Source organism: Nodosilinea sp. FACHB-131, from assembly GCF_014695395.1.
Taxonomy (GTDB): domain Bacteria; phylum Cyanobacteriota; class Cyanobacteriia; order Phormidesmidales; family Phormidesmidaceae; genus Nodosilinea.
On the sequence record NZ_JACJOF010000021.1, the window covers coordinates 114,539 to 137,153 of the forward strand.

General features: G+C 53.2%; 26 protein-coding genes and 1 pseudogene. 9 read left to right on the plus strand and 18 right to left on the minus strand.

From position 1 onward, the window contains the following. Positions 1-49: 49 nt before the first annotated feature. From ssuC to H6F75_RS13270, 3 genes are all read left to right on the plus strand, one after another. Positions 50-859, plus strand: coding sequence for an aliphatic sulfonate ABC transporter permease SsuC (ssuC, locus tag H6F75_RS13260; protein WP_190752948.1), 810 nt, complete (start codon positions 50-52; stop codon positions 857-859). Positions 860-1,122: 263 nt separating this feature from the next. Next, a complete protein-coding gene (locus H6F75_RS13265; RefSeq protein ID WP_190752949.1) occupies positions 1,123-1,878 on the plus strand; it encodes an ATP-binding cassette domain-containing protein in 756 nt (251 codons plus the stop codon). Positions 1,879-1,958: 80 nt separating this feature from the next. Continuing rightward, on the plus strand, positions 1,959-2,096 hold the full coding sequence (locus H6F75_RS13270) for a hypothetical protein (protein WP_190752950.1): 138 nt from the start codon (positions 1,959-1,961) through the stop codon (positions 2,094-2,096). Positions 2,097-2,147: 51 nt separating this feature from the next. Here the strand turns inward: H6F75_RS13270 and H6F75_RS13275 are convergent, their stop codons facing one another. Both H6F75_RS13275 and H6F75_RS13280 read right to left on the minus strand, forming a co-directional pair. Beyond that, complete coding sequence (locus H6F75_RS13275; protein ID WP_190752951.1) at positions 2,148-2,507, minus strand: BON domain-containing protein; 360 nt, start codon at positions 2,505-2,507, stop codon at positions 2,148-2,150. Between the two features lie 261 nt (positions 2,508-2,768). After that, a complete protein-coding gene (locus tag H6F75_RS13280) occupies positions 2,769-3,398 on the minus strand; it encodes an RraA family protein (protein WP_190752952.1) in 630 nt (209 codons plus the stop codon). 427 nt (positions 3,399-3,825) lie between these two features. Here H6F75_RS13280 and H6F75_RS13285 point away from each other — a divergent pair, with 427 nt between their 5' ends. From H6F75_RS13285 to H6F75_RS13310, 6 genes are all read left to right on the plus strand, one after another. Then, the gene (locus H6F75_RS13285; protein WP_190752953.1) at positions 3,826-4,320 is read left to right on the plus strand and encodes an SRPBCC family protein; all 495 of its coding nucleotides are present in this window, start codon (positions 3,826-3,828) and stop codon (positions 4,318-4,320) included. Positions 4,321-4,325: 5 nt separating this feature from the next. Further along, positions 4,326-5,498: a zinc-dependent alcohol dehydrogenase gene (locus H6F75_RS13290; protein WP_190752954.1), complete on the plus strand. Its 1,173-nt coding sequence runs from the start codon at positions 4,326-4,328 to the stop codon at positions 5,496-5,498. Between the two features lie 184 nt (positions 5,499-5,682). Continuing rightward, entirely contained in the window at positions 5,683-6,531 is an 849-nt protein-coding gene (locus H6F75_RS13295; RefSeq protein ID WP_190752955.1) for an aldo/keto reductase, read from the plus strand. 1,043 nt (positions 6,532-7,574) lie between these two features. Further along, positions 7,575-8,186, plus strand: a complete 612-nt coding sequence (locus H6F75_RS13300; RefSeq protein WP_190752956.1) for a hypothetical protein — start codon at positions 7,575-7,577, stop codon at positions 8,184-8,186. 161 nt (positions 8,187-8,347) lie between these two features. Then, complete coding sequence (locus H6F75_RS13305) at positions 8,348-9,037, plus strand: hypothetical protein (protein WP_190752957.1); 690 nt, start codon at positions 8,348-8,350, stop codon at positions 9,035-9,037. Between the two features lie 353 nt (positions 9,038-9,390). Then, a complete protein-coding gene (locus H6F75_RS13310) occupies positions 9,391-9,624 on the plus strand; it encodes a hypothetical protein (RefSeq protein WP_190752958.1) in 234 nt (77 codons plus the stop codon). Positions 9,625-9,655: 31 nt separating this feature from the next. Here H6F75_RS13310 and H6F75_RS28795 read toward each other — a convergent pair. The 16 genes and pseudogenes from H6F75_RS28795 to H6F75_RS13385 all read right to left on the minus strand — a co-directional run bounded on the left by H6F75_RS28795 (position 9,656) and on the right by H6F75_RS13385 (position 22,459). After that, positions 9,656-9,903, minus strand: a pseudogene (locus tag H6F75_RS28795) (hypothetical protein). Between the two features lie 284 nt (positions 9,904-10,187). Beyond that, on the minus strand, positions 10,188-10,280 hold the full coding sequence (locus H6F75_RS13315) for a hypothetical protein (RefSeq protein ID WP_242019981.1): 93 nt from the start codon (positions 10,278-10,280) through the stop codon (positions 10,188-10,190). A gap of 52 nt (positions 10,281-10,332) precedes the next feature. Then, entirely contained in the window at positions 10,333-11,073 is a 741-nt protein-coding gene (locus H6F75_RS13320) for a CPBP family intramembrane glutamic endopeptidase (protein WP_190752960.1), read from the minus strand. 188 nt (positions 11,074-11,261) lie between these two features. Then, positions 11,262-13,025, minus strand: a complete 1,764-nt coding sequence (locus tag H6F75_RS13325; protein ID WP_190752961.1) for a CocE/NonD family hydrolase — start codon at positions 13,023-13,025, stop codon at positions 11,262-11,264. Between the two features lie 120 nt (positions 13,026-13,145). After that, the gene (locus H6F75_RS13330) at positions 13,146-13,376 is read right to left on the minus strand and encodes a CPBP family intramembrane glutamic endopeptidase (protein ID WP_190752999.1); all 231 of its coding nucleotides are present in this window, start codon (positions 13,374-13,376) and stop codon (positions 13,146-13,148) included. Between the two features lie 69 nt (positions 13,377-13,445). Next, on the minus strand, positions 13,446-14,999 hold the full coding sequence (locus tag H6F75_RS13335; protein ID WP_190752962.1) for a serine hydrolase domain-containing protein: 1,554 nt from the start codon (positions 14,997-14,999) through the stop codon (positions 13,446-13,448). Between the two features lie 147 nt (positions 15,000-15,146). Beyond that, a complete protein-coding gene (locus H6F75_RS13340) occupies positions 15,147-15,371 on the minus strand; it encodes a hypothetical protein (protein ID WP_199303921.1) in 225 nt (74 codons plus the stop codon). Positions 15,372-15,460: 89 nt separating this feature from the next. After that, positions 15,461-15,811, minus strand: coding sequence for a nuclear transport factor 2 family protein (locus H6F75_RS13345; RefSeq protein ID WP_190752963.1), 351 nt, complete (start codon positions 15,809-15,811; stop codon positions 15,461-15,463). A 358-nt stretch (positions 15,812-16,169) separates the two neighbouring features. Beyond that, positions 16,170-16,625: a peptidoglycan-binding domain-containing protein gene (locus H6F75_RS13350; RefSeq protein ID WP_190752964.1), complete on the minus strand. Its 456-nt coding sequence runs from the start codon at positions 16,623-16,625 to the stop codon at positions 16,170-16,172. A 387-nt stretch (positions 16,626-17,012) separates the two neighbouring features. Next, a complete protein-coding gene (locus H6F75_RS13355) occupies positions 17,013-17,612 on the minus strand; it encodes an ester cyclase (protein WP_190752965.1) in 600 nt (199 codons plus the stop codon). Positions 17,613-17,891: 279 nt separating this feature from the next. Continuing rightward, positions 17,892-18,467, minus strand: a complete 576-nt coding sequence (locus H6F75_RS13360) for a TMEM175 family protein (RefSeq protein ID WP_190752966.1) — start codon at positions 18,465-18,467, stop codon at positions 17,892-17,894. A gap of 109 nt (positions 18,468-18,576) precedes the next feature. Continuing rightward, positions 18,577-19,437, minus strand: coding sequence for an alpha/beta hydrolase (locus H6F75_RS13365; protein ID WP_190752967.1), 861 nt, complete (start codon positions 19,435-19,437; stop codon positions 18,577-18,579). Between the two features lie 250 nt (positions 19,438-19,687). Next, positions 19,688-20,092, minus strand: a complete 405-nt coding sequence (locus H6F75_RS13370) for a RidA family protein (protein ID WP_190752968.1) — start codon at positions 20,090-20,092, stop codon at positions 19,688-19,690. Positions 20,093-20,427: 335 nt separating this feature from the next. After that, positions 20,428-20,778 carry a hypothetical protein gene (locus tag H6F75_RS13375; RefSeq protein WP_190752969.1) on the minus strand — a complete coding sequence of 117 codons (351 nt, stop codon included), beginning with the start codon at positions 20,776-20,778 and terminating at the stop codon, positions 20,428-20,430. Positions 20,779-21,003: 225 nt separating this feature from the next. After that, entirely contained in the window at positions 21,004-21,474 is a 471-nt protein-coding gene (locus tag H6F75_RS13380) for a nuclear transport factor 2 family protein (RefSeq protein WP_190752970.1), read from the minus strand. Between the two features lie 229 nt (positions 21,475-21,703). Further along, a complete protein-coding gene (locus H6F75_RS13385) occupies positions 21,704-22,459 on the minus strand; it encodes an SDR family oxidoreductase (RefSeq protein WP_190752971.1) in 756 nt (251 codons plus the stop codon). Positions 22,460-22,615 lie beyond the last annotated feature (156 nt).

The window sequence follows — 22,615 nt, forward strand, 5'->3', positions numbered from 1 at the left end:
CCCCGTTTTCTGGCCCGGTTGCTACTCATACGCTAAAGACGCTCGAACCATGCAAACCATTCAACGAAAAAATAGTCTGTCTGACCTAACCAACGGCATACCCTGGGACAACATCGTTCCCTGGGTCGTGCCCGCCGCCCTAATCCTGCTGTGGCAAGTCTTAGCCCAGATTGGCGTGATCAACAGCCGTATTTTGCCCGCCCCCACCGAGGTGGTGCAGGCGGCCATTCGCCTCACCCTCAGCGGCGAGTTGTTTAAGCATGTGACCATTAGCGCCTGGCGAGCCGTGGTCGGGTTTTTGATCGGCGGCAGCATCGGCCTCTTTTTTGGCGTTTTGAACGGTGTCTCTCGCCCCGCCGAGCTGCTTGCCGATAGCTCCATTCAAATGGTGCGCAACATTCCCCACCTGGCAATGATTCCCCTGGTGATTTTGTGGTTTGGCATCGGCGACGAAGCCCGCATTTTTCTGGTCGCCCTGGGGGTGCTGTTTCCCATCTACGTCAACACCTTCTACGGCATTCGCGCCATTGACCCCGGGCTGATTGAGATGGGCCGCGTCTATGGCCTCACCCGTCGCCAGCTGTTTTCGCAAATTATTTTGCCCGGTGCCCTGCCCAGCATGCTGGTGGGGCTGCGCTATGCCCTCGGCAACATGTGGCTCACCCTGATTGTGGCCGAGACGATTGCCGCCAGCTCCGGCATTGGCTACATGGCCATGAACGCTCGCGAATTTATGCAGACCGACGTGGTGGTAGTAGCCATTTTGCTCTACGCCCTGCTGGGCAAGCTGGCCGACTCCTCCGTGCGCTGGCTGGAGAAGATCACCATCGCCTGGCACCCCAGTCAGAACTTGAAGTAGAGGGGTGGGTGAGTGGATGGGTAGGAGGGTAGGAGGGTAGGAGGGTGGATGGGTAGATGGGTGGATGAATTGGCTGATCGCCCCACTTCCTAGCCTTTCTACTGCCTAGCCCTCTACCTCCCCCGCTCCTACTCCCTACCCTACCCTCCTATTCCCTAGCCTCCCACTCCCTACTCACCTACGCTTCCACCCATCTACCCATCCACCCATCCACTCCCCACCCTCCTACTCCCTACCCTCCTACTCTCCCCCTCCCCACTCCCATGACCTACACCCAAACCCCTTCATCTCAAACCCAAACCGCCTACGGCAGCCACATTTGGATCAACAATCTGACCAAGGCCTTTGGTGAGCTGACGGTGCTCGATCGCTTTTCCCTGGAAATTTCGCCGGGGGAATTTGTGGCCATTGTCGGTAAGAGCGGCTGCGGCAAGAGTACGCTGCTGCGGTTGCTGGCTGGGTTAGAAGACCCTTCTCACGGCGAGATCAAGCTCGATGGCCAGCGGTTGGCGGGGCTCAACGCCAAGGCGCGGGTCATGTTTCAAGACGCGCGCCTGCTGCCCTGGCGCAACGTTTTAGAGAACGTCTCGCTGGGTCTGAGTGCGCAGGCGCGCCCTCGCAGCCACTGGGCCTTGCAGCAGGTGGGCCTCGACGACCGCGCCAAAGACTGGACTACGGTGCTGTCGGGGGGGCAAAAGCAGCGGGTGGCTCTGGCGCGAGCCTTGGTGACGCAGCCCCATCTCTTGCTGCTCGACGAACCCCTAGGTGCCCTCGATGCCCTCACCCGCATTGACATGCAGCGGTTGATTGAAACCCTGTGGCAAGAGCAAAGGTTTACCGCCCTGCTGGTGACCCACGATGTGGAAGAGGCGGTGGTGCTGGCCGATCGCGTCGTGGTGATTCAAAACGGTCGCATTGAGCTGGATGTGGCGGTCAATTTGCCTCGCCCCCGCGACCTGGCCAACCCAGAGTTGATTCGGCTCAAGCAAGAAATTCTCCACCGAATTTTGAAGAAGTAAGGCTGATTGCACCCCAGCCTGGGGCAAGACTGGGGCATTCCGTTTAACGGCTGTACCGTTTACTAATTGGTGTCTTAACCATGAATGACTCTAGGCTGCTTGAAGATTCGCCGCGATCGCACAACGATGCCCGCAACCTCTTGTTTGTCACCTTGCCCGGTTTGCTGGGGTTAGTCGGCCTGCTGGGGCTAACCCTATTTCAAGCCGCTTCTCTGTAGGAGGGGCGGCGGGCTGGGTGAGGGGCTAACCAACGCGACTATGGCTGTCGATTACTTAACTTCGACGCGGTTGACCAGCGTAAAGTCTGGAGCCGTTTGTCTAGCCACGTCTTCGGCTAGAGTCACCTGGGTTGCGTCGTCGACGGTGCCCTCAATCACGATGGTGTTGTCTTCGTCTTCGGCATCTAAATCAAACGGCCTCAGGGTTTCATCACTGTCGAGGGCGTCTTCGATTTGGTCAGCGGCATCGCTGATATCCAGCGTTTGGTTGCCAGGGGCATCGGTCTGAGTAGCGGGTTCTCCAGGGGTGACGGTGTCGGTCTGAGCAGTATTGGGGCGATCGCAACCCGCTAGCCCAATCAGTGCGATCGCACAGAGACCGATAGTTTTAGCAAACAAATTTGTTTTCATTGGTTAATCCTTCAAAGGCAGCTTCTTAAGCCAAGGGATGAGCCTCTGAGCAAGGTAGCAAAAGCACTCCCTTGGCGTGTCATCCCCAATAGTTCAGTATTCTGCCGCCTTTAGCAGAGAGCTACGGACTGAGATTTTTTACTTTTGAAACCTATCTTTCAGCAGGTAATCCCGAACCCATCGCCAATCAAATTTCGCAGATACCCCTATAGCGTCCACGGCAAAGCCACGGTTGCATGTTGTGGTGCGTGGGGAAAGGATTTACCCGCCCGGCTCGAAACCTAGGTCCTGCAACATCCGCTCGACTTTGGCACGGTGGTTGGTTTCCCAATCCGCTAGTGATTGGGCGGCGTCTTGGTCGGTGCGCTGCTGGGCCATCTGCCAAACCGCCGCCTGCTGAGCCGCTGGAATCACAACAATACCCTCTTCGTCGGCCACGATGATATCTCCAGGGTTGACCCGCACTCCCCCACAGACGATCGCCTGGTTCAGCGTGCCTAACTGCTGCTTTTTCCCCGGCACTGGCATTACCCCTCGCGCAAATACCGGAAACTGAGCCTCGCGCACCTCGGCCAGGTCGCGAATCACGCCATCGACCACAAAGCCGGCAATACCTCGATTTTGGGCGATCGCACAGACATTCCCCCCCGCCATGGCGTAGTCGGCGTCACCCGCCTGCACCACTATCACCGCACCAGGGGCAGCCCGGTAAATGGCGGCGTGCAGCATCAGGTTATCGCCCGGTGGGCAGCTAACGGTGTAGGCGGGGCCAGCCAGCCGGGGAATGCGGGGCCACAGTTCTCGAATGCCCCTATCCATACAGTGCTCACGCCCCAAGGCATCGGCGCAGGTAGTGGGGGAAAGGGCTGCAAAGTTCAATGGGTCGTTCACTGGGGAGTTGCCAAAACATTGCTCAAATAGTACCGGTAACCGTTGTGCCTAGCGTTAGTGAGTACTGGTTTTAGGACTTAAGGCACCTGCCCCCTAATGCTGATTTGGTGAACCTTAGCTAGCGAGCCGAATAGGTGAATTAGAAAGGTAGTTTTCTTTAGTAAAACCTTACAAGTTTACTTCGTAGATTTAACCACTTACACGCTTTTTTATCAGCTGGCAACCACAAAAGCAGCGCGGGATCTTTCAGGTTGGTGCCTAGGTAGACAAAGGTCCAAGATAGGCCCATTGAGAGAGGTAGTGCTTGGTACATCCGTTGAACATGTTGGAAAACCCAGCGCACTGGATCTCATTTTTCTAGTGGTCACTTGCGCATGGCAGAGTCAACGTGGTTTTAAGACCAAAGTACTCGTAGGAAGCAACTATTGTGAGCCAAAACATCAAAGTCGAAAAGACAGTAACGATCGATAAACCCGCAGCGGAACTCTACAGCTTTTGGCGTCGCCTTGAGAACTTGCCTCGCTTTACAAGGCACCTTCAAGACGTGACCGTTAGCAGCGACAGCCGATCGCACTGGGTCACCAAAGGACCTTTAGGTGGAACCGTTGAGTGGGACGCAGAAATTATTGACGATCGCCCCAACGAATTGATTGCCTGGAAATCAGTTCCAGGAGCAGACGTTGACAACGCTGGCTCTGTTCAATTTAAGCCCGCCCCGGGTAACCGCGGCACCGAAGTCAAAGTGGTCACAGCCTATAACCCACCGGGTGGGGCCGTTGGAGACCTGCTGGCAAAGCTGTTTGGTGAATCACCCGAACAGCAAATTGGCGACGATCTGGCCCGCTTCAAAATGCTAATGGAAGCAGGCGAAATTGCGACAAACGAAGGTCAGCCATCAGGACACTCTCACCCAAAGGATTAATCACAATGAAAGCAGTTTGTTGGCACGGTGCGGAAGATGTGCGAGTGGAAACAGTGCCCGATCCCACCATTCTCAACCCTCGGGATGCGATTCTCAAAGTAACCTCTACCACCATTTGCGGTTCTGATTTACATATTTACGACGGGTTTATCCCCACCATGGAACCCGGCGATATTATGGGGCACGAGTTCATGGGAGAAATTGTCGACGTTGGACCCGAAGTGAAGCGTCTGAAAAAAGGCGATCGCACAGTGGTCTCTTCGATCATCGGCTGTGGTCACTGCTGGCACTGCAACCAGCAGCAGTGGTCTCTCTGCGATAACTCCAACCCGAACAGTTGGATGCTAGAAAAAATCTACGGCCATGGCACCGCAGGCATTTTTGGCTACTCCCACGCCTTTGGCGGTTATGCGGGTTCCTTTGCTGAGTACATCCGCATCCCCTTTGCAGACTACACCGCCACCGCTGTGCCCAAAGACATTCCCGATGAAAAACTGCTGCCTGTTTCTGACGCCTTTCCGACCGGCTATATGGGAGCAGACCTGTGCCAGATTCAACCCGGCGATATTGTTGCGGTCTGGGGCTGTGGCCCGGTGGGTCAGTTTGCCATGCTAAGTGCCTATCTACTGGGCGCCGAGCGCGTCATTGGCATCGATCGCTTTCCTGAGCGCCTGCAGCTCGCCAGAGACTTTGCCAAGGCTGAGACGCTCAACTACGAAGAGGTCGACGTGCTCGAAGCGCTTAAAGAAATGACGGGAGGACGGGGTCCCGACGCCTGTATTGATGCGGTTGGCATGGAAGCCCACGGCCAGGGACCGGAGGGATTGTATGACAAAGCTAAACAAGCCATTCGCTTAGAAACCGATCGCCCCCATGTGCTGCGGCAAATGATCTTGGCCTGTCGCAAAGGCGGCACCCTATCCATCATGGGGGTGTATGGCGGCTTTGTAGACAAAATGCCGATGGGCGCAGCGATGAACAAAGGCCTGACCTTTAAAATGGGGCAGATGTTTGGTCCAAAGTACATTCCCAAACTGGTAGAACACGTGCTGAACGGCGATGTTGATCCGTCAGTGGTGCTAAGCCATCACCTGCCCCTGAGTGAAGCAAAGCAAGGCTTTGAAATGTTTAAGCACAAGAAAGATCAGTGCATCAAGGTGATGTTTAAGCCTGACTAGGGGGTTGCTTATGGTTTAGTGGGATAGCCGTCTCGGCTGTCCTGGACTGGAGGACAGCCGAGACGGCTATCCCACAAGACATGTAAGGATTTTGGCTGAGCCGTCGGTCAAAACTTACTCGGGATTGGGCCATATTTGAACGGTTTAGCCAGGCGGGGCAGCCAATATTGAGAGCATCTAGACTATGAAACTTGTGAGCTTACCGTCAGGACAATCGGTACCTGCATTGGGACAGGGAACCTGGAGAATGGGCGAAAAGCATGCCCAGCGCCAGGCAGAGGTGGCAGCGCTGCGCCTTGGCCTCGATTTGGGGATGACGCTGATTGACACCGCAGAGATGTATGGCGAGGGCGGTGCGGAAAAGGTGGTGGGCGAAGCCATTGCCGGACGGCGCGATGAGGTTTTCTTGGTCAGCAAAGTCTATCCGCACAATGCCACTCGCCAGGGGGTGGTAGAGGCCTGCGATCGCAGCCTAAAACGGCTTCAGACCGACTCCCTCGACCTCTATTTGCTGCACTGGCGGGGGGCAGTACCGCTGGCAGAGACGCTAGCGGGGCTGCAATCTCTCAAACAGGCCGGCAAGATCCAGAGCTATGGGGTCAGCAACTTCGATCGCAACGACATGGAAGAGGCGATCGCGTTGCCCGGCGGCGATGAGATCGTCACCAACCAAGTGCTGTATAGCTTGATGAACCGTGGCATCGAGTGGGATCTGCTGCCCTGGAGCCGCGATCGCCATATTCCAACCATGGCCTATTCCCCCGTTGGGCATTCCCCGGCTGAGCAAAAGGGCCTGTTTCAAAATTCTCAGCTCAAGGCGATCGCCGACCGTCATGGGGCTACGCCGACCCAGGTGGCGTTGGCATGGCTGCTCCATCAGGAGGGCATGATCGCCATTCCAAAAGCTACCAATCCAGCCCACATTCAAGAAAATCGCGCGGCTCTAGACCTGACGCTGACCACCTCAGATCTGACGGAGCTCGATCGCATCTTCCCACCGCCCCGTCGAAAAACGTCACTGGCCATGCGATGACCTTGTCCAATCTCGCGATCGGGGATTTTAATTACCCCAGCTCAGGGCGAGGTGTTTAGTTTGCTGAGGCGCGATCGGCAAATAGACTGACAGCATATCCTGCAAGACGTCGAGCGTATAAACAAGTTCTCTCAACCATCTTGCTCTCCCCTTAGTGCTTGAACCGTAGCTGCTGTTGCTCAAAAGTTAGCGACAAGAGCTTTGTCGTTGGTGGGTTTTGCCTTAAGACTTGCTGCTATTGCTTAAACGTTTGCCTATAACTTCGAAAGGTCTACAGCTAATATTCAAGCGTTTGCTTGTAACGTCAAAGCATTTTCAATAAATGCTTATACTCTTCAAAAGAACCTATAAGCGTTTGTTGATATTGCTTAAGCGTTTACTCGTAACGTTAAAGCGTTTTCAATAAGTGCTTATGCCTTACGAAAGAATGCTTAAACGAAACTTATGAACGAGAACTCATTTGCTGGTAACGTTTATACCTTTCAAGACAATGCATAAGCGTTGTTAATGCTTGAGCTTCAATTCTCCGCTATCACCAATTGATACACTGCCTGCATCGACATCTGGTGGGTAAGAAGATCTAGAAGATCTGCGATCGGGTGCCGTCGCACTGGACTTCTACAGCTCACAAGGATTGAAACTCTTTCTTACGTACTGCGACCACCGGCCAGACAGTTCGTTGCGCTAGACTGCTTCAGCCCGTAAGCAAGGAAGTCAACAACTCTTGACGACTAACAGGCCTGAAGCGAAAGGTCTCCAAAGGCTGGTAGCTCTTAGGCTGCTGTTGAAGCCAGTCTCGAAATTCTATTGCCGACACGGCACTAACCGTCATTCCCTGACCATAGACAGGACACAAAGCACAGACTGAGTCGCCTATAGTAGCAAAGCCATGTTTTTGTGGGCTCTACGAGATTTAAATATTTACGGCTGTAGCAGCTGATACAAGGGCTCTCCCTGGTGCTCCCAGAGCAGTTTGTCATCCCGATGTGTGCGATGGCATCTTGAAAAAATGACACGTATAGTAAACACCCTCTGGTGCCGGAATGGACCTTCCAAAACTTGCATTGGCATTAGCAATTCCCGTAGCCGCGCTGTCTTCGCCTGCTTGTTCGATCCCTGCGGACTTTGGCAGCACTTCGGCACGAACGAGTGCCGAAGACTCGCACTTTACGTTGAGCAACGAATCTGCCATTCCAATTGTCGAATTCTATATTGACAATAAAAGCACAAGGGGAAAAAATATCCTGGATAAGCCTCTCCAGCCTACAGAGTCTCGTCGTGTAACGGTTGTGGCTGGAACGCCTTGCGTATCCAATATCAAGGCCGTATTTGTAGACGGCACCTCCAAGAAAGATGCGAAAGTCGATGTGTGTGAGTTGGGTGGTTATACGCTTGGTAATGGTGCAGAAGACTCGTACTTTACGTTGGGCAACGAATCTGCCATTCCAATTGTCGAATTCTATATTGACAATAAAAGCACAAGGGGAAAAAATATCCTGGATCAGCCCCTCCAGCCTACAGAGTCTCGTCGTATAACGGTTGTGGCTGGAACGCCCTGCGTATCCAATATCAAGGCCGTATTTGCAGACGGCACCTCCAGGAAACATGCGAAAGTCGATGTGTGTGAGTTGGGTGGTTACACGTATGACAATTAACCCGGCACTGTAGGAGAAATCAGTGGATCAGCTCCCTCAGCCAGTTCTTTCAGATCATTCCTGAACTCCCACGAGCAGCTCGTGATGAGAGAGACCCGCTAGGCGGATAAAACGGCGGCTACTCCTCAGAAATTGGCGTCGTTGTCAGCAGCTATGATCCTGTGACGGAAAGAGTAGAAAACGAGGAGAGTGAGTTCGTGGCAATGCCCAGTAAAGTTAGGCCCATTGAAGAAGCGCTGCCACGTCATAAGCGCTACATCGAGCTGCACCAGCAAGGCTGGAACAATGGCGAGATTGCCGACGCGATGGATGTGTCTCGTGAGCGAGTGCGGCAGGTATTGAGTTTCTACGGCTTGAAAAGCGTGAAAAGTGCGTCTCGTACAGTATCTGACGAGCAGCTCGTTAATGCGATTCGTCGTTTGTATGACCTTGAAGACCTGAGAGAGATTGCCAGGAGTATGCAAGTGGCGGCATCCGCGCTGGAAGAGGCTGTTCGGCAGAGAGACCCAGTGGCGCTGACGCTCCAAGCCGAGCAGCAAGCTGAAAAGCACAAGGCGGCCCTAGATCTACGCCTACAGGAGAAACTTGCCTACTGGAAGTCGGTCAGTCCGATTGGTCTGCTGACGGTAACGTCTATGTGGCGAGATGAATTTAGAGAGTTTCGCGCTGGTGCCCGGTGTGAGTGCGGCCGTGAGACCAGCGTGCGCTTGGAGTACTTAAGGCGTGGTCTAGTGCTGTCGTGTGGCAAGCCAGGGTGTCATAGCCAAGTCAGGGCCTCAACTGGTGCATTTAAGGCTAAAGCGCATCAAGCTGCTAAAAATGAGCCAAAACATCGCGCCGCGAGAGTGTGATCAGGAGCAGCAGTCGATGCGCTTATGACAAGCGGTTTTCGATTTAATACACAGTTTGGACTATAGACCAGCGCTGAATTTGCTGGGATGGAGCAAGTGGCTGACATTCGGACAGTTTTGACCAGCAAGTGGCGCCAGTAGCTTAGTTCAGACAGCTACAGACTGAGTACTCTAGATCGCTGCTTATCCCACTTCCGCATCTTTCTAAGATTTAGACATTCGCCCGATTTGAATGGAGCCTACAAATTACCCGCAAGGGTAATACTGTTTCTAATTGTAGTCTTTATCATCATAAGTGTCTGCTTAAGCTAAGTAGAATCATATAGAAGTGATTGGAAGCGGAGGAAAACTAAATGTGGATTATTAAGCGAATTCAACAAGAACCCGTTATGTTTCAAGGATTGCTTCAAGCATCTTTTGCGCTTCTAGCTGGATTTGGAGTTATTAGTCTTACTCAAGATCAAATGGGTCTTATCTTTGCTTTTACAGCATCTCTACTAGCATTTATTACACGTCAAGCTGTTACGCCGTTAACTGACCCAAGAGATTCAAATGGACACAGGCTAGTGCCTAGAGATCTCAATTAGGTGAATAGAATTAAACAGGGCAAGGTGCCATCTAGCCTAACGGCTGAGCCATGCTTAAGGTACTTCGTAAAGCGACTGGTCTCCCTAAAAAGGTTACCTTGGTTTTGATCACGAAAGCCTTTAATTCGACCATCTTGCCTCCGCGAAAGTGCCAGACATCGTAGTAAGAAAATGAGCCGCCTCCGCGTCGTCGGCGCAGAACGACAAGAATCCTTCATAGTTGCCTTCAGCAATCGTTGCGTTTGCCGCTTCTAAGATGGCTTTGTTGTTCGCTGATATCTAAATCTCTCCTTCGTTCAAGTGGTACTTTAACGGAGCCGTCCCTGCTGCCACTGATGCGAAACTCATGGAACAATTGCAGTCACGCGATTTCAATCCGCATCGTTGGCAGTCCAAGTGCTGCAACTCCTACCTGTGTCCAAATTGTGCGAGTAATGCAATTTATTCAGCATGTATTCCCCATAGCCGAGGGTGATAAAAACTTGGGCTTATCCATGGTGTTTCTCCGTACAGTACGATTGTCGATAGGAATTTCTAAATCCTTAGTTTTGGCGTTGGGGCGTCTAGAGGACACAGCGATCGCCGCCTACAAAGATTTCGAGGTCGATGAGGTAGTCGGCAACGATCTCATTGATGCAGGGGTTGATGCCCTCCATAGTAACGGTGTGCCGTTCGCCCTCGACGGTGAGCACAGTGCCGCCATGGGCCTCAGCCTATGAGAGCCAGCACGGCATGAACCGTCAGGTGGGCGATCATGGCGGTCTCTAACCCGTAGCGCCAGAATAAATACCCCGCAACCCCTGCAACCAAAGAATTTTGGATCAGCAAGAACCCCACTAGGGCTGGGGTTAAAGGCAGTCCTAGGGCGATCGCATAGGGCAAGTGGGCCATGGCAAACACCAGGGAGGAGACGGCAATGGCGACTACCACCCATCGGGCCTGGGGTTTACCCTGGCGCTGCTGCCCAAATCGCCAGCCCAGCCATAGCAGCAGCGTCATAAATCCCCAGCGGATCAGAATTTCTTCGGTGATACCGCCGTAGAGAAATCGCACTAGCAGCGGCGTGGGCTCAGCCGCCCCATAGGCTGGTGGCAGCAGCGGGCGAGACAGCAGGGTAATCGCCGTCAGTAGTCCGCCGCTGATCAACCCACCCACCACACCGGGCAACAGTTGAGGAACCATGGCTTGCCGCCACGATCGCCCAACGGCCAGAGCCTCTGCCCCCGGTGCCATTAGCCCTAACCGGTGAGCCAAGAGCACACCTGTCAGGACCGCTACCGACAGCAAAACAGTGGGCTGCACCAGCATCAGTAGCCTGACCACGGCGGCAGGTGGGGCATCCTCTGGGAGCAAAGGCAAAGGTAGCAACACCAGGGTCATCACCCCAGCCATGCCTGCTAACCACAACAGCCCGAACAGTTGCAGCCTAGCGTTCTTATGCTCAACCATAGCTCTATCCTCAACGTCATTCTAGAAGTGGCTTGTACAGGTCGATGAGATCTTCAATCCCCATGCGCTAGCATCACGGCCCCGGTCAAGAGTGAGTGTCGGCTATACGTTGTAGCGAACATGGTATTCCTTCGTGAAACTATTGGCGTTGAGTCGTGCGTACAGCACAACCCAGCATAGGATGTGGGTCAGCGGTCTCCCGTCGGCAGGGTGAAGCTCGGGGTGCCGGGGGACAGCTTTTCCATGAACGGCGGCTGCCGGTAGAGATCCAGCCGCGGTGCAGGGTTGCCGGACGTTGGTGTGTCATTGGCCGGGTCGTCTAGGGCGAGTTCAAGTCGCGCGTCGCGGACGATGATCGTCTCGTAAGACGGCGTGTCGACCCAGTCGTTTGCGCTCGCAAACCCCGGCTGAATGGTGCCGATCTCGACGGCTAGCGCATGGCCGACTGGCAGCGTCCAGTCTGTCGACCGCAGCTCAAAGCTTGTCGTGCCGGGTTTCACCACCGCCACCTGCTGGTTGAACATGACGGCGCTGCCATCGGGGGCAACGTCGTAGAGGTCGACCATGACGTTGCTGTAGCCCTCGATCTCAAGCGATACCCGCGGAGTGCCGGTAATGCGAACTGGCTGCCCAAGCGGCGCAGACCAGACGAAGAAGCGGTTGGGAGCCTCGGCTGCGGGGTCGGCGAGTAGGCCGTCGTCCAGATACGACCCGCCGCCAAGCGAGATGGTGGCGGAGTACTCCACAACCGGCCAGGTGTCCTGGGCACGCCAGGCACCGGTACTGTCCTGCACAACGTAGGCTGGGTAGGCCGCGGTCGGTTCGACGCCCTTGAGGTACTGGTCGTAGAAGGAAATCACCTCATCGAACCAGCCCTCGCGGCCCATCTCCAGCCGCCCGTCTATAACAGAGCGGTCGTTGCCCCGCACGTGCTCCCACGGGCCGAGCCAGCCGCGCTGCGGCCCCTGGTGGTTCGAGAGAAACTCCTCTATCGCCTCGGCTTCGCTATTCCACTCGAGGAAGCCCTGCGTGAAAAACAGTGGCGTGTCGGTGCCCTTGGCCTGCTCCGCCAGGTCACGGGTCGTCCAGTGATCGGACTCGGGATCGGCGATCTGGTATTTGACCAGGTTGTCAAATTGGCAAAATAATCCTGGGATTGTCTTCTCGTACTCGGCATTCGTCCGGTAACGCTCGTCGTCGTCCGACATCTGGGGCAGCATGGCAGCGGTGTTATAGATGCTGGGGATGCTGACAATCGTCGCGCGGGGGACGCCGTTCGAGCGGAAGTTGCGGTATATGTCCCAGATGGGTTCCTGCGCGACGACCGCCTTGAGCGCGTCATGGTTGAGGTTGTTGCCGATCAGTCCGGTGATGGCGTCGGCGGACTTGCCGTACATCCCGACGGCACCGGTAGACCAGGGCTGCGTCGCGGCCCAGTCGATTGCGGCCCTGATATCGGCCTGAGCACCCGGCCCCGCAAAGTCCATGCATCCAGTGGAGCCGCCGAAGCCGCGCAGGTCGACCATCACCAAGGCGTAGCCCTGCCCGAACAGGTCGGCCCCTTCGATCAAGTCATTGAAGCGGTTGGAGGGGCCGGTGTGCGCGTGGTTTTCCAGTGCTATTTGGCCGGAGTGCCCCAAGTACGGCCCGACCACCAGAATCACCGGCACCTTCTCGCCTGCGGCCAGTCCTTCGGGCAACAGAATGTCGGCGTGCAGCTCGACCTCAGAGCCGTCCGAGGACGGAAAGTAGTGCTGCGTCCAGGCCGCGCCTTGGGGAACGCGATCGTTCTCGGCGTGCGTGACCGCGTTGTCGGCGGTGGCAACCGCAGCAGTCGCGGTCGCCTCTGGCGTGGGCGGCTGCGCGGCTGCGAACTGCCCGCGGGTGCTAAGGACAAGCAGTAGTGCCCCGAGCAAGAGCAGGCTTCGGACGTAGGTTTTTCCTATGTGCATGGGTTTCCTCCGAGCGCGCGGGGTTGGCGCGGCGTTGTGTGTGTGTCCATCGGAATCGGGCGGATGGTTTGAAAACAAGCGAGTCACGGGTAGACACTCCTCTCGAGTGATGCTGGTTGTTCAGGACGCTCTAATGAGCACCAACACGAAGACCGTGGGCAGGTTGACGACGGCGTGGATGACGACGCCGAGCCAGACCGAGCCGCTGCGCCGAAACACCTCACCGGCGATGAGGCCAACGACTAGAACCGCGGGGAACACCTCGTTGACGCCGTGGGCGAGGGCGAAGATCAGGGTGCTGCCCACGACGCCGACTAACGGGCCGTAGCGCAGCAGCGCGTTACAACTCAGTTCTCAACGTTAGGTTCCGCGCGCAGTTTTCAAACCTCTACATCAAAAATCAAACCGACGCGTACCCGGTCAATTATCTGTTCCGCGCCGTACGGCCAGCGGCTGCGCGCCGAGCAGGGTTTCTAGCTCGATGGTGCGCCCGCCCTCACCCTCGACAAAGCGGACCACATAACCCGTCAGCGGCTGGGAGGTCGCGATAAAGCGGTCTCCGCCCAGCGGAAGCAGTTCTACTGAGAAGCGGACCGCTTGAAAGCCGGACTCGAGCATCAGGGTGCGGCCACCAACCACGCTCACCTGGGTCGGCTGAGGATCCGCAAGGCTCTCATACGTGCCTACCAAAGGCATAAACTCGCCGGGTTTGGGCTGGTAGCTGTGGGCCGCCTCCAGATCAGCCTTTCGGCTCGCGTTGTCTTGACCTAACACCTTGAGTTGCGCTTGCAAGGTGGCGTTCACGTCGGGGCTGGAGCGACCGAGCAAGAGTTGGGCAACGTGCAGGCGCACGGTCTCAATAAAGATGTTGGCCCCTTCGGCGTTGGCGAGGACGACTACGCCCGAACGGCTTTCGGGCAGCAGGGTCACGTTAGCCGTCAGGCCGTCCACGTTGCCGCTGTGCTGCACCAGCTTCTCCCCCAGAAAGCGCTCAACGCCCCAATAGAAGCCGTACTCGGCGGCCGTGACGAGCGCGGGCGGCACATCCTCCGGGCGCGCGGCCACCGCTTGAGCTTGGGCGGCGACGGTGCCCGGCAGGCTGAAGTCAGGGGCGGCAACCTGGCCTTTGTGCATCTCCATTAGGCTCGCCTGGGACACGAGCGGTGCACCGTCGCCGAGCTGGAAGCGCACGTAACGGGCCATCTCGGCGGCGCTTGCGTTAATCGCTCCCGCCGGGGCGTCGGCCCGATAGTTCAGGAAGTCGGCAGTTTGCAGTCCGTTCAGCACGTCGAGTACGTGCGGCACGGCGATGTTATCCTGCCGTTTAAGCTCCTCTATAGAGAGCGTCGCCGTGGTCATGCCTAAGGGCTCGAGGATGCGCTCGCGGGTGAAGTCTTCCCACGACCTTCCCGTGATCCGTTCGATGATCTCCCCGGCGATGATGGTGTTGACGTTGCTGTACACGAACACTTCACCTGGTTTACCGACCAGCGGGGTGGTGGCGGCGGCCTCGATGACGTCCGCGGCGGTGACGCTCGTGTCGAAAGTAGAGGCGTCGGTCCGCACCAGGCCGGTGGTGTGACTGAGCAGGTGTCGGACCGTCGCCGTGCGGGTGGACTCCGGGTCGGAGAGCTTAAATTCGGGCAGGTAGGTCCTGACGGGCGTGTCGAGGTCCACGAGATCCTCCTCAACGAGCAGCATCATGCCAAGCGCCGTGAACGACTTGGTGGTCGAACCGATGGCGAACTGGGTGTCGGGCGTGACGGGTGCTCCAGTGGCCACGTCACGGACCCCGTAACCCCGGACGTAGCTAATTTCGCCGTCTTCGACGACCGCGAGCCCGACGCCGGGAACGTCGTAGGCGTCCATCATCTCCTTGACGAAGGTGTCGAGCTGAGCCGTGTCGAACGAAGGCTGGGCGAGGAGGGGAAAGCTTACAACTGAACTGACGAGGACCGCGACGATAGTGAGCATCCAGTATCGAAACGTTCTGCGGGCGAGTGTATACATGTGCATGACAAACTTTATTTAAACTTTGAATATGGTGCGGTGGGCGGGGTGTTTAAGGTGCTGCAGACCGACTAAGCGGAGTATAGTCAACGTCTCCTTAGACAGCTTTTCCTACCTCAGCCACTGATCATCATCAGCAAAATTGCTTCCAACTATTAACTCTATGCTGTCGATTTCATCAGCTTGTGCTAGATAGGATTTTTTCAGCAACTCAGCGACTTCTTGAGCGATCGCAATCAGAGCATAATTAACGTTAGAGTCATGGAGAGAATCAGTCTGAGGTATACTCCCATGCTCAAAATCATTCTTGTGCTGTAATCTTGAATGCATCATCATCAGATTATTCTCAATGAAATGCTGATTTGTGATCAACTGGCTTAATAGCCATCGTCACTCCTCTCATGCGCACCGCGTCCCTAGTAATCTCACTCGGTCTTGATCACGAAAGCCTTTAATTCGACCATCTTGCCGCCGCGAAAGCGCCAGACATCGCAGTACGAGTAATGATCCACCTTCCCGTCTGCGTCCTTCAGTGTGATGTCGCCAACTGACGTGACGAAATCACCCTCAGCGATTAAGTTAGCGACCGTAAACTTTGGCGGCTCTATGTATGTCTCTGCCATATATTGGCGAACAGCTTCTTTTCCGTTAAGGGTCTTGTCCCCTACGAACGTCCATTTCGTGTCGTCAGTGCAGAATGACAAGAATCCTTCATAGTCGCCTGCAGCGTTCGCCGCATTTGCCGCTTCTAAAATGGCTTTGTTGTTGTTTGACATCTAAATCTTTCCTCTGTTCAAAGCAAAAAAGTGGTGTGAGTTGTTATGCTGTTGCCCTTCACTTTTTACTTCTAGGGACTGGTAAACGGCTTACATTGAATCGCCTTCACATTTCGCAGATAGTCTAACTGTGGCTCAAAGCCAGTCGGGCAGAGAACATAAACATTGTCCTGAGATCGGCTAATGACTAAACGATAGCTGGGTGGAATCCCTTCAGAACTTTCGATCACTTCGATTCTGGGAATTACTTGTGAACTGACTTGAGCCAAGGATGGAAAATTGGACAGTAGGAGTACGCCGAAAAGAATTGCGATTGTGGTTGTAATTGTGATTTTGGTTGAAAGAATCTTTCGGTTCATTAAAAATCTCCTGTGGCTTGTAGTTGAGTAATGTTCTGTTGTTTCCAGGGAAGCGGCAATCGATAGGGGTTTTCGTGCATATCCAGGACTTCCCAGGTGGTTGGATTGACTCGCCCTGTAACTGGAATTCTGTATCGTTGCTGGAGATCGCGTACCGCAGACGCTGTGACCGCACCAAAGATGCCATCAACGATCGCCCCTCTTGGATTGCCTAACCTCACACCTGCGGCTCCTAAAAAGCCATTGTCTTGAAGAATGCGCTGTAACAATTGCACATCTCTGCCGCGATCGCCTTGGCGCAAGGTGGGTAAGGTTAAGTCAGTGTAGGCAGTTGCGATCAGAACGGGTGATGTTTGCTGTAAAGAAATGCTGTGTGCGATCGCGGGATGAGTGCATGAACCTCCGAGTAATCCTGTAGCGATCGTTAGTACTCCGAAAATGAGTTGAGGTTTCATGATTGTCCTCCTAATGAAGATTGGTTTCATTTCGTTGTTTCGCATCAATTTGCATCGGAGTGATTACTCCACTCGCTTTGAGACCTGCAACGAGGTCGGTCACTTGACGTTGAGCCTGAATCAGGGAGTCAACGTCGTATCAGAAGAATTGACGTTCTAGCGTTAACTTCCGGGTATTGAGCAACCCTTCGATCTGCCAGCCTTCATCGCATTTCGTTACGACGTATAGCGGCAGTGAACTCGTGACGAGTTTCGGCTTGTCCGGGCAGTATTACCCTGATAACTACGTGCATGAGCGCGAGTTGCGAGTTCACGAAGCGGACAAATTGCGATCGCTTAAGTTCGCCCCAATTCATCGAAAATGCCTTGACGCGAATCAAGCACTCGTTAGCCTTTAGTCGCGATCGCTTCACGATCGATCAGTGCGTTTGAGGGCAAGCTCGGGTCAAATATCTTGCGCGCACTGTCAACACCTACAACGGGCAGTTTAACTGGATCAAGTATGCCGAGCTGAACCAATACACTCGCCTGATCCCAGTAGAGGTGTTCATGGGCTAACTTGCCATCACGGAACTGGACAATCGCTACTACTGCTACTTCAATCCGTTTCCCTGTCGGAGCAATGCCAGGTAGCATCCAGTCCATCTGGATGGTATGAGTGAACTTAACTAGCATTTCATCGACGAGTTGATTGGTTCCGATTGTGCGCGAGACCGGAGCTAGATCTATGTCCGGCGGCATCTGTGGAATGAAGTACTTGGAATAAAACTCACGCAGCGCCGGTTTCCCTACTCCCCCAGTCATTACCGGAATGTGATTCACATAAGCGTCCTCAACCATTGAAGCGAGAGCATCTTCAGTGCTGTGAGTACCAAACTCGTGCCCAATATGCTCTTCCCAAACCGCTTGTAAAGCTTCCTGAGCAGGTGTCAGGTTGGGGGTTGCCTGTACATTTGCTTGTTTGTCTACAATTTGTTCTTTGAGCATGTTAGATTCTCCCAGTTTGTTCTATCTCAACTGTGTTGATTCCAATGCTTAACTTCTTTCAGATTCTTATGGTTTTTTTAGTTCCTAATTTTCTGAAACTGTAATGATGAGTTTGCCCTGATTCGTACCGTCAAAGAGCCCACTGTGGCTCTACCAACGGGTCTGCTATAGGTCGCGTTAGCGAAGCTTAACGAAGTTATCGCTTTCTGCAGCAATTCCCGGACATCCGCCTCACTCGATGCATCTAATTTCACAAACAAGCATTCCGAACATGGAACTTTATGGGTTCAACGCCTTTTCGATACGACGATCGGGAATGAGCCACAGGACTGCAACCAGAGCGTATAATGCACATGCAAGCCAAGGAATTGCAAAAGCAAGTGGAATTGTAACTGCATAAATCAATACAGATGACTTGCCTTTAAAGTTTCGACCAAGAGCATTTGCAAGTGTGGAATCTTGACCATGGTGAGAAACAAGTGTGCGGGTCAGAGTGAAGTAGGCGATCGCAGCCAACAATAGAACCACACCATAAAGCGCCACAGGCAGCGCAGCAAAGTGACTTTCACCCATCCATGCGTTAACAAAGGGAAATAATGATAACCAGAACAACAAATGTAGGTTTGCCCACAAAGTTGAACCATTGACTTGTCGGGCTGCCTGAAACAGGTGATGGTGATTGTTCCAGTAGATACCAACATGCACAAAACTCAACACATAGCCTAGAAAGGTTGGAATCAACGGACGTAGTGCAGCTAAATCTGACTCATGGGGTATTTTTAACTCCAGCACCATAATGGTGATAATAATAGCAATTACCCCATCACTGAATGCTTCCAACCTGCCCTTAACCATTTTTGGGTATGCTCCTAGTCTGCTTACCGCGTTGTATAACTGCCGTTTGCAAAAATTGTTGTCCGGTTATCCACTATTCATTCAATATCTCAATGCAGCAGGTCACTAATTATTCCTGCTGAAGAAAGTCCAGCAACAGGGGATTGACCTGATCAGCGTGAGTCCAGTTGATGGCGTGCGGCCCGCCAGAAATGACAACCAGTTGACTGTTTTTAATCAGCTTCGGCAGTCTTGCTGCGGTGGACTCCAGTGGCAGAATGCGATCGCTATCGCCATGAATAATCAGAGTCGGCACATCAATGCGGGGCAGATCATCGCGGAAATCGGTGAGCCAGGAGGGTACACAATCCAAAGTCCCTTTAGCAGAAGCCCCTGCGGCTACATTCCAACTAGCTTGAATCGCTTCATTGCTGATGCGGTGGTGTAACCTCTCGGAACGAGAATCGTCAAGCAATACATCAACATTGAAGAACTCTTTGAAAAAGGCAGAGAAATAAGCTGGACGGTCTTCGACAATCGCTTTCATAATGCCATCGAAGACACTTTGATCAACACCCTCTGGATTGTCGTCTGTCTTTAATAGAAACGGTGGAACGGGAGCCATCAGCACGGCTTTCTGCACCCGCTCTGAGCCGTATTTGCCAAGATAACGTGTGACTTCACCTGTTCCCATTGAGAAACCGACCAGCACGGTATTTTGCAAGTCAAGCTTGGTCATGAGTGCATTCAAATCGGCGGCGAAGGTATCGTAGTCATAGCCAAACGAGGGCTGACTGGAGTTGCCAAATCCTCGGCGATCGTAGGTAATTACTCGATATCCTGCATTCAGTAAAACTAAAACCTGCTTTTCCCAGGAATGTCCGCTCAATGGAAATCCATGAATGAGAACAATCGGTTGACCTGTCCCAAGATCTTCGTAGTAGAGATCAATGGTTGCAGAATTTTCTTGACCGACAGTGACGTAAGGCATGAGAGTTTCTCCTGTGTAGATCAATGGTGTGTTTTGTCTGTGTGAAAGCGTTGCTTTGCCCAGTGGTAAAGCTCCTGCGTTTTTCAAATTGTCACGAAGGTTTCATCGTGAGAGAACCTCCTCCCAGAGTGAGGACAACGCGCCGTCCGCTCCATTAGCTGGTTATCACTTCGGTGTTGTTTTGATTGGGTAAGAAACGGGTAGCATTTACATGGGTCTTTCGTCGCGAAATATTGGACAGGTACAGGTGTTAGAGTCGTCGCAACCTAGCAACTGCTTCTACTTCCACAAGCGTTGCTCTAGATGCAAGGGAGGAAACGCCAATTCCCGTGATTGCCGTGCGAGACTTACCGAGAAAGCTAGATAAGATAGGTGCCAATACTTCCATATGGTCTTCAAGCTCCCCTCGAACATAAATTTTCATATGTAGAAGGTCGTCCACATTGGAGTCCGCTTCGGTAAGGACTCTTCGCACATTCTCTAGGGCCAAGCTAAACTGACCTGCGACGGAATTGTCGGAGACTAAGTGTTGAAGGTCCCAAGCAACCTGCCCGGAGATGAATAATAGCGAACTTTCTTCGTCAATTGTCCCGTGCGATAAACCCAACGGACTCCCATCGTACAGACTTACCGGATTAACTAATCGCTTCGTCATTCGATTGCCTCAAATAGTTGATATGGAGGTTATCACTCGCCGGACAATTTGTTTTGCAAGAAGACATCCTGACGTTGGCAAATTATTTACGCCGCGCTACTGGTTTCATCCTTGACCTCGGTTTTGATGACGAAAGCCCTTGATTAAACATCAGGTCATAAAATGCTGTGACCGTCTGTTTGTTCTGCTCAAGTTTATCCGTCATCCGTTCCACACCTCACATTACCCGAAACGCCCAACGACCCAAGTTCAGCGACCCGGCCTGCGATGACAGCGTGGATTGCAACCGGAGCGCGACAACCGGGTTCGCTGCAGTGCCTTGTTAGGCAGCAAAATCACCGCGCACCCCGGCTGACGCGACGAAACCAGGCCCCACTTGCTACTCCTGCTAAAGCGATTATGGAGTAAGCCGCTAAAAAAGCGACTCCAACAGGGATTAACGGACCGCTGGGCAGAAAACAAAGCATATACGTCAGTTGACCAAGAATAATACCGGCATAGTGCGACCAAACATGTTTAGGCCGAGCAAGGCCAACGGTAAGGCCAACAATCAGAAGTGCTGCGGAATAATAAAGACCTTTCGCATCCCACGGTTCGACCTGCCCAGATAAAGATGGTGACAAGGCCCAGACCATTGCGCCGCCCACAAACGAGAACAAAAAATTTATCGCTAACTCTCTTTTCATTAGACCTTATCGGTAATAAAGTGCTCGATATCTCAATGGACAGATAAGCTGCAAGAAGATTTGGAATCGGTTTAAGAATTGATTGCTTTTTTAATTCCGATTAAGTCTATTCTTCACCCTCGTTGCCTAACGACGAAGCTTACCGGACGCAGATAACCTTGAAAACTCAACCGACTAAATTGTGGCGTTCCGGTGCAGCGCATGATTAAGCGTCGTAGGCTGCTATTACACCTCGAACTCCGGCTGGTTCAGAGCGATTTTGATGGTCCAAGTTCCCTTCTGGCTGAAAGTGCGAGCGGTCGCGAAAGTGTCCTCCATGAACTGAAAGTACACGATCTTCCCGTTGTGCACCTTTGCGTGGATCGAGAACGGTGAGGTCACCGCCTTGCTCAGCGAGACCGAGCGGTACGTGAACCTGCCGAACACAGCAACGTTCTCGCCTTCACCGAAGATGGCGGTAACGGCGAAGTCCTCGATCGTCCACCATTTCTCAACCCGGGAGAACGTATCGATGAACGCTTGGGGACCTTTGGAGGTTCCCGTCCAAGGCAAGATTTGCTTCAGTTCAGGGTTGTCGAAATTCAGGGAAATGTATGTTGCGTCCTCCGCAACGAGCCGACGGGCAGCCGCCTCGACCTTTTCGATTGCCGTATTCGCCAGAAACTCTTTGATCACTTCGGTCGGTTGGGTACTCATGGTAACGATTCCTCTTTTTAGTTTTGTGGTGGTGAGGTAGAAGACACTTTGGCCATCATCATCAACTCCTAAGTTCTTTTTGTCTTAGTTCACTTGAGTGTAGTCAGTTCCAACACTCAACTTCTTGCAGATTCCTATGGAGTTTCCTCTGGAGTTAGTGAACCAATTTCAGTGTTGCTTTAGTGAGTCGCTTGAAGTGCTGTATCAAACATTTCGCACTGCCGATCGACTATTGCGCTACATACCCGCCATCTACCATCAACGTTTCACCTGTTGTGAACGATGCCAGGTCAGATGATAAAAATAGGATTGCATTTGCAGCTTCAAGCGGTGTGCCAACTCGTCCGATCGGGTGGAGTCCTGTTATGTAAGCTTTGACCTCATCCTGCCCACCTGTCGCTGCTGCAAACATATCTGTTTCGATTACCGCTGGTGCAACGACATTGATGCGAATCCCCGCTTTGGCATATTGAAGCGCAGCCGCTTTTGTTAAACCTATTACTGCACTTTTACTCGCGGTGTAGAGGGGAAAGGTCGGAAATGCAACGACTCCATTCGCAGATGCCGTGTTGACGATCGAACCACCTCCCTGTTTCAACATCTGAGCGATTTCATATTTCATCGACAACCAAATGCCTTTGACATTGACGTTCATCGTGCGATCGTATTCCGCTTCTGTTTGCTCAATCAGTGAAGGATTTTCGCCAATCGTTCCTGCATTGTTAGAAGCAATATCTAACCGACCAAAAACGTCAACCGCTTTATCAACCATTGCTTTAACATCGGCTTCTTTTGTAACATCGGCTTGCACAAAAATAGCCTCTCCACCACCTTCCTTGATCAATCGAACCGTTTCTTCACCTTCATCCATTCGACGACCCACCACCACCACCTTTGCTTGTTGTTGGGCATAAGCGATCGCAGTAGCTCTACCAATGCCCGATGTCCCTCCCGTCACTAAAGCAACCTTGTCTTTCAGCATCATGTTAGTTACCTCTTGTTGTGAATAGCTGTGTCACTTTGTCAAAAACTCAATGAGCAATACGTGTAGGAGCCAGCAATAAGAAGCGCCTCCTACAACCAGGATGAGTACGATCCTGGCTGCGTGCCCCATAAATCCAGTCCCGCCAGTTCCATGCCG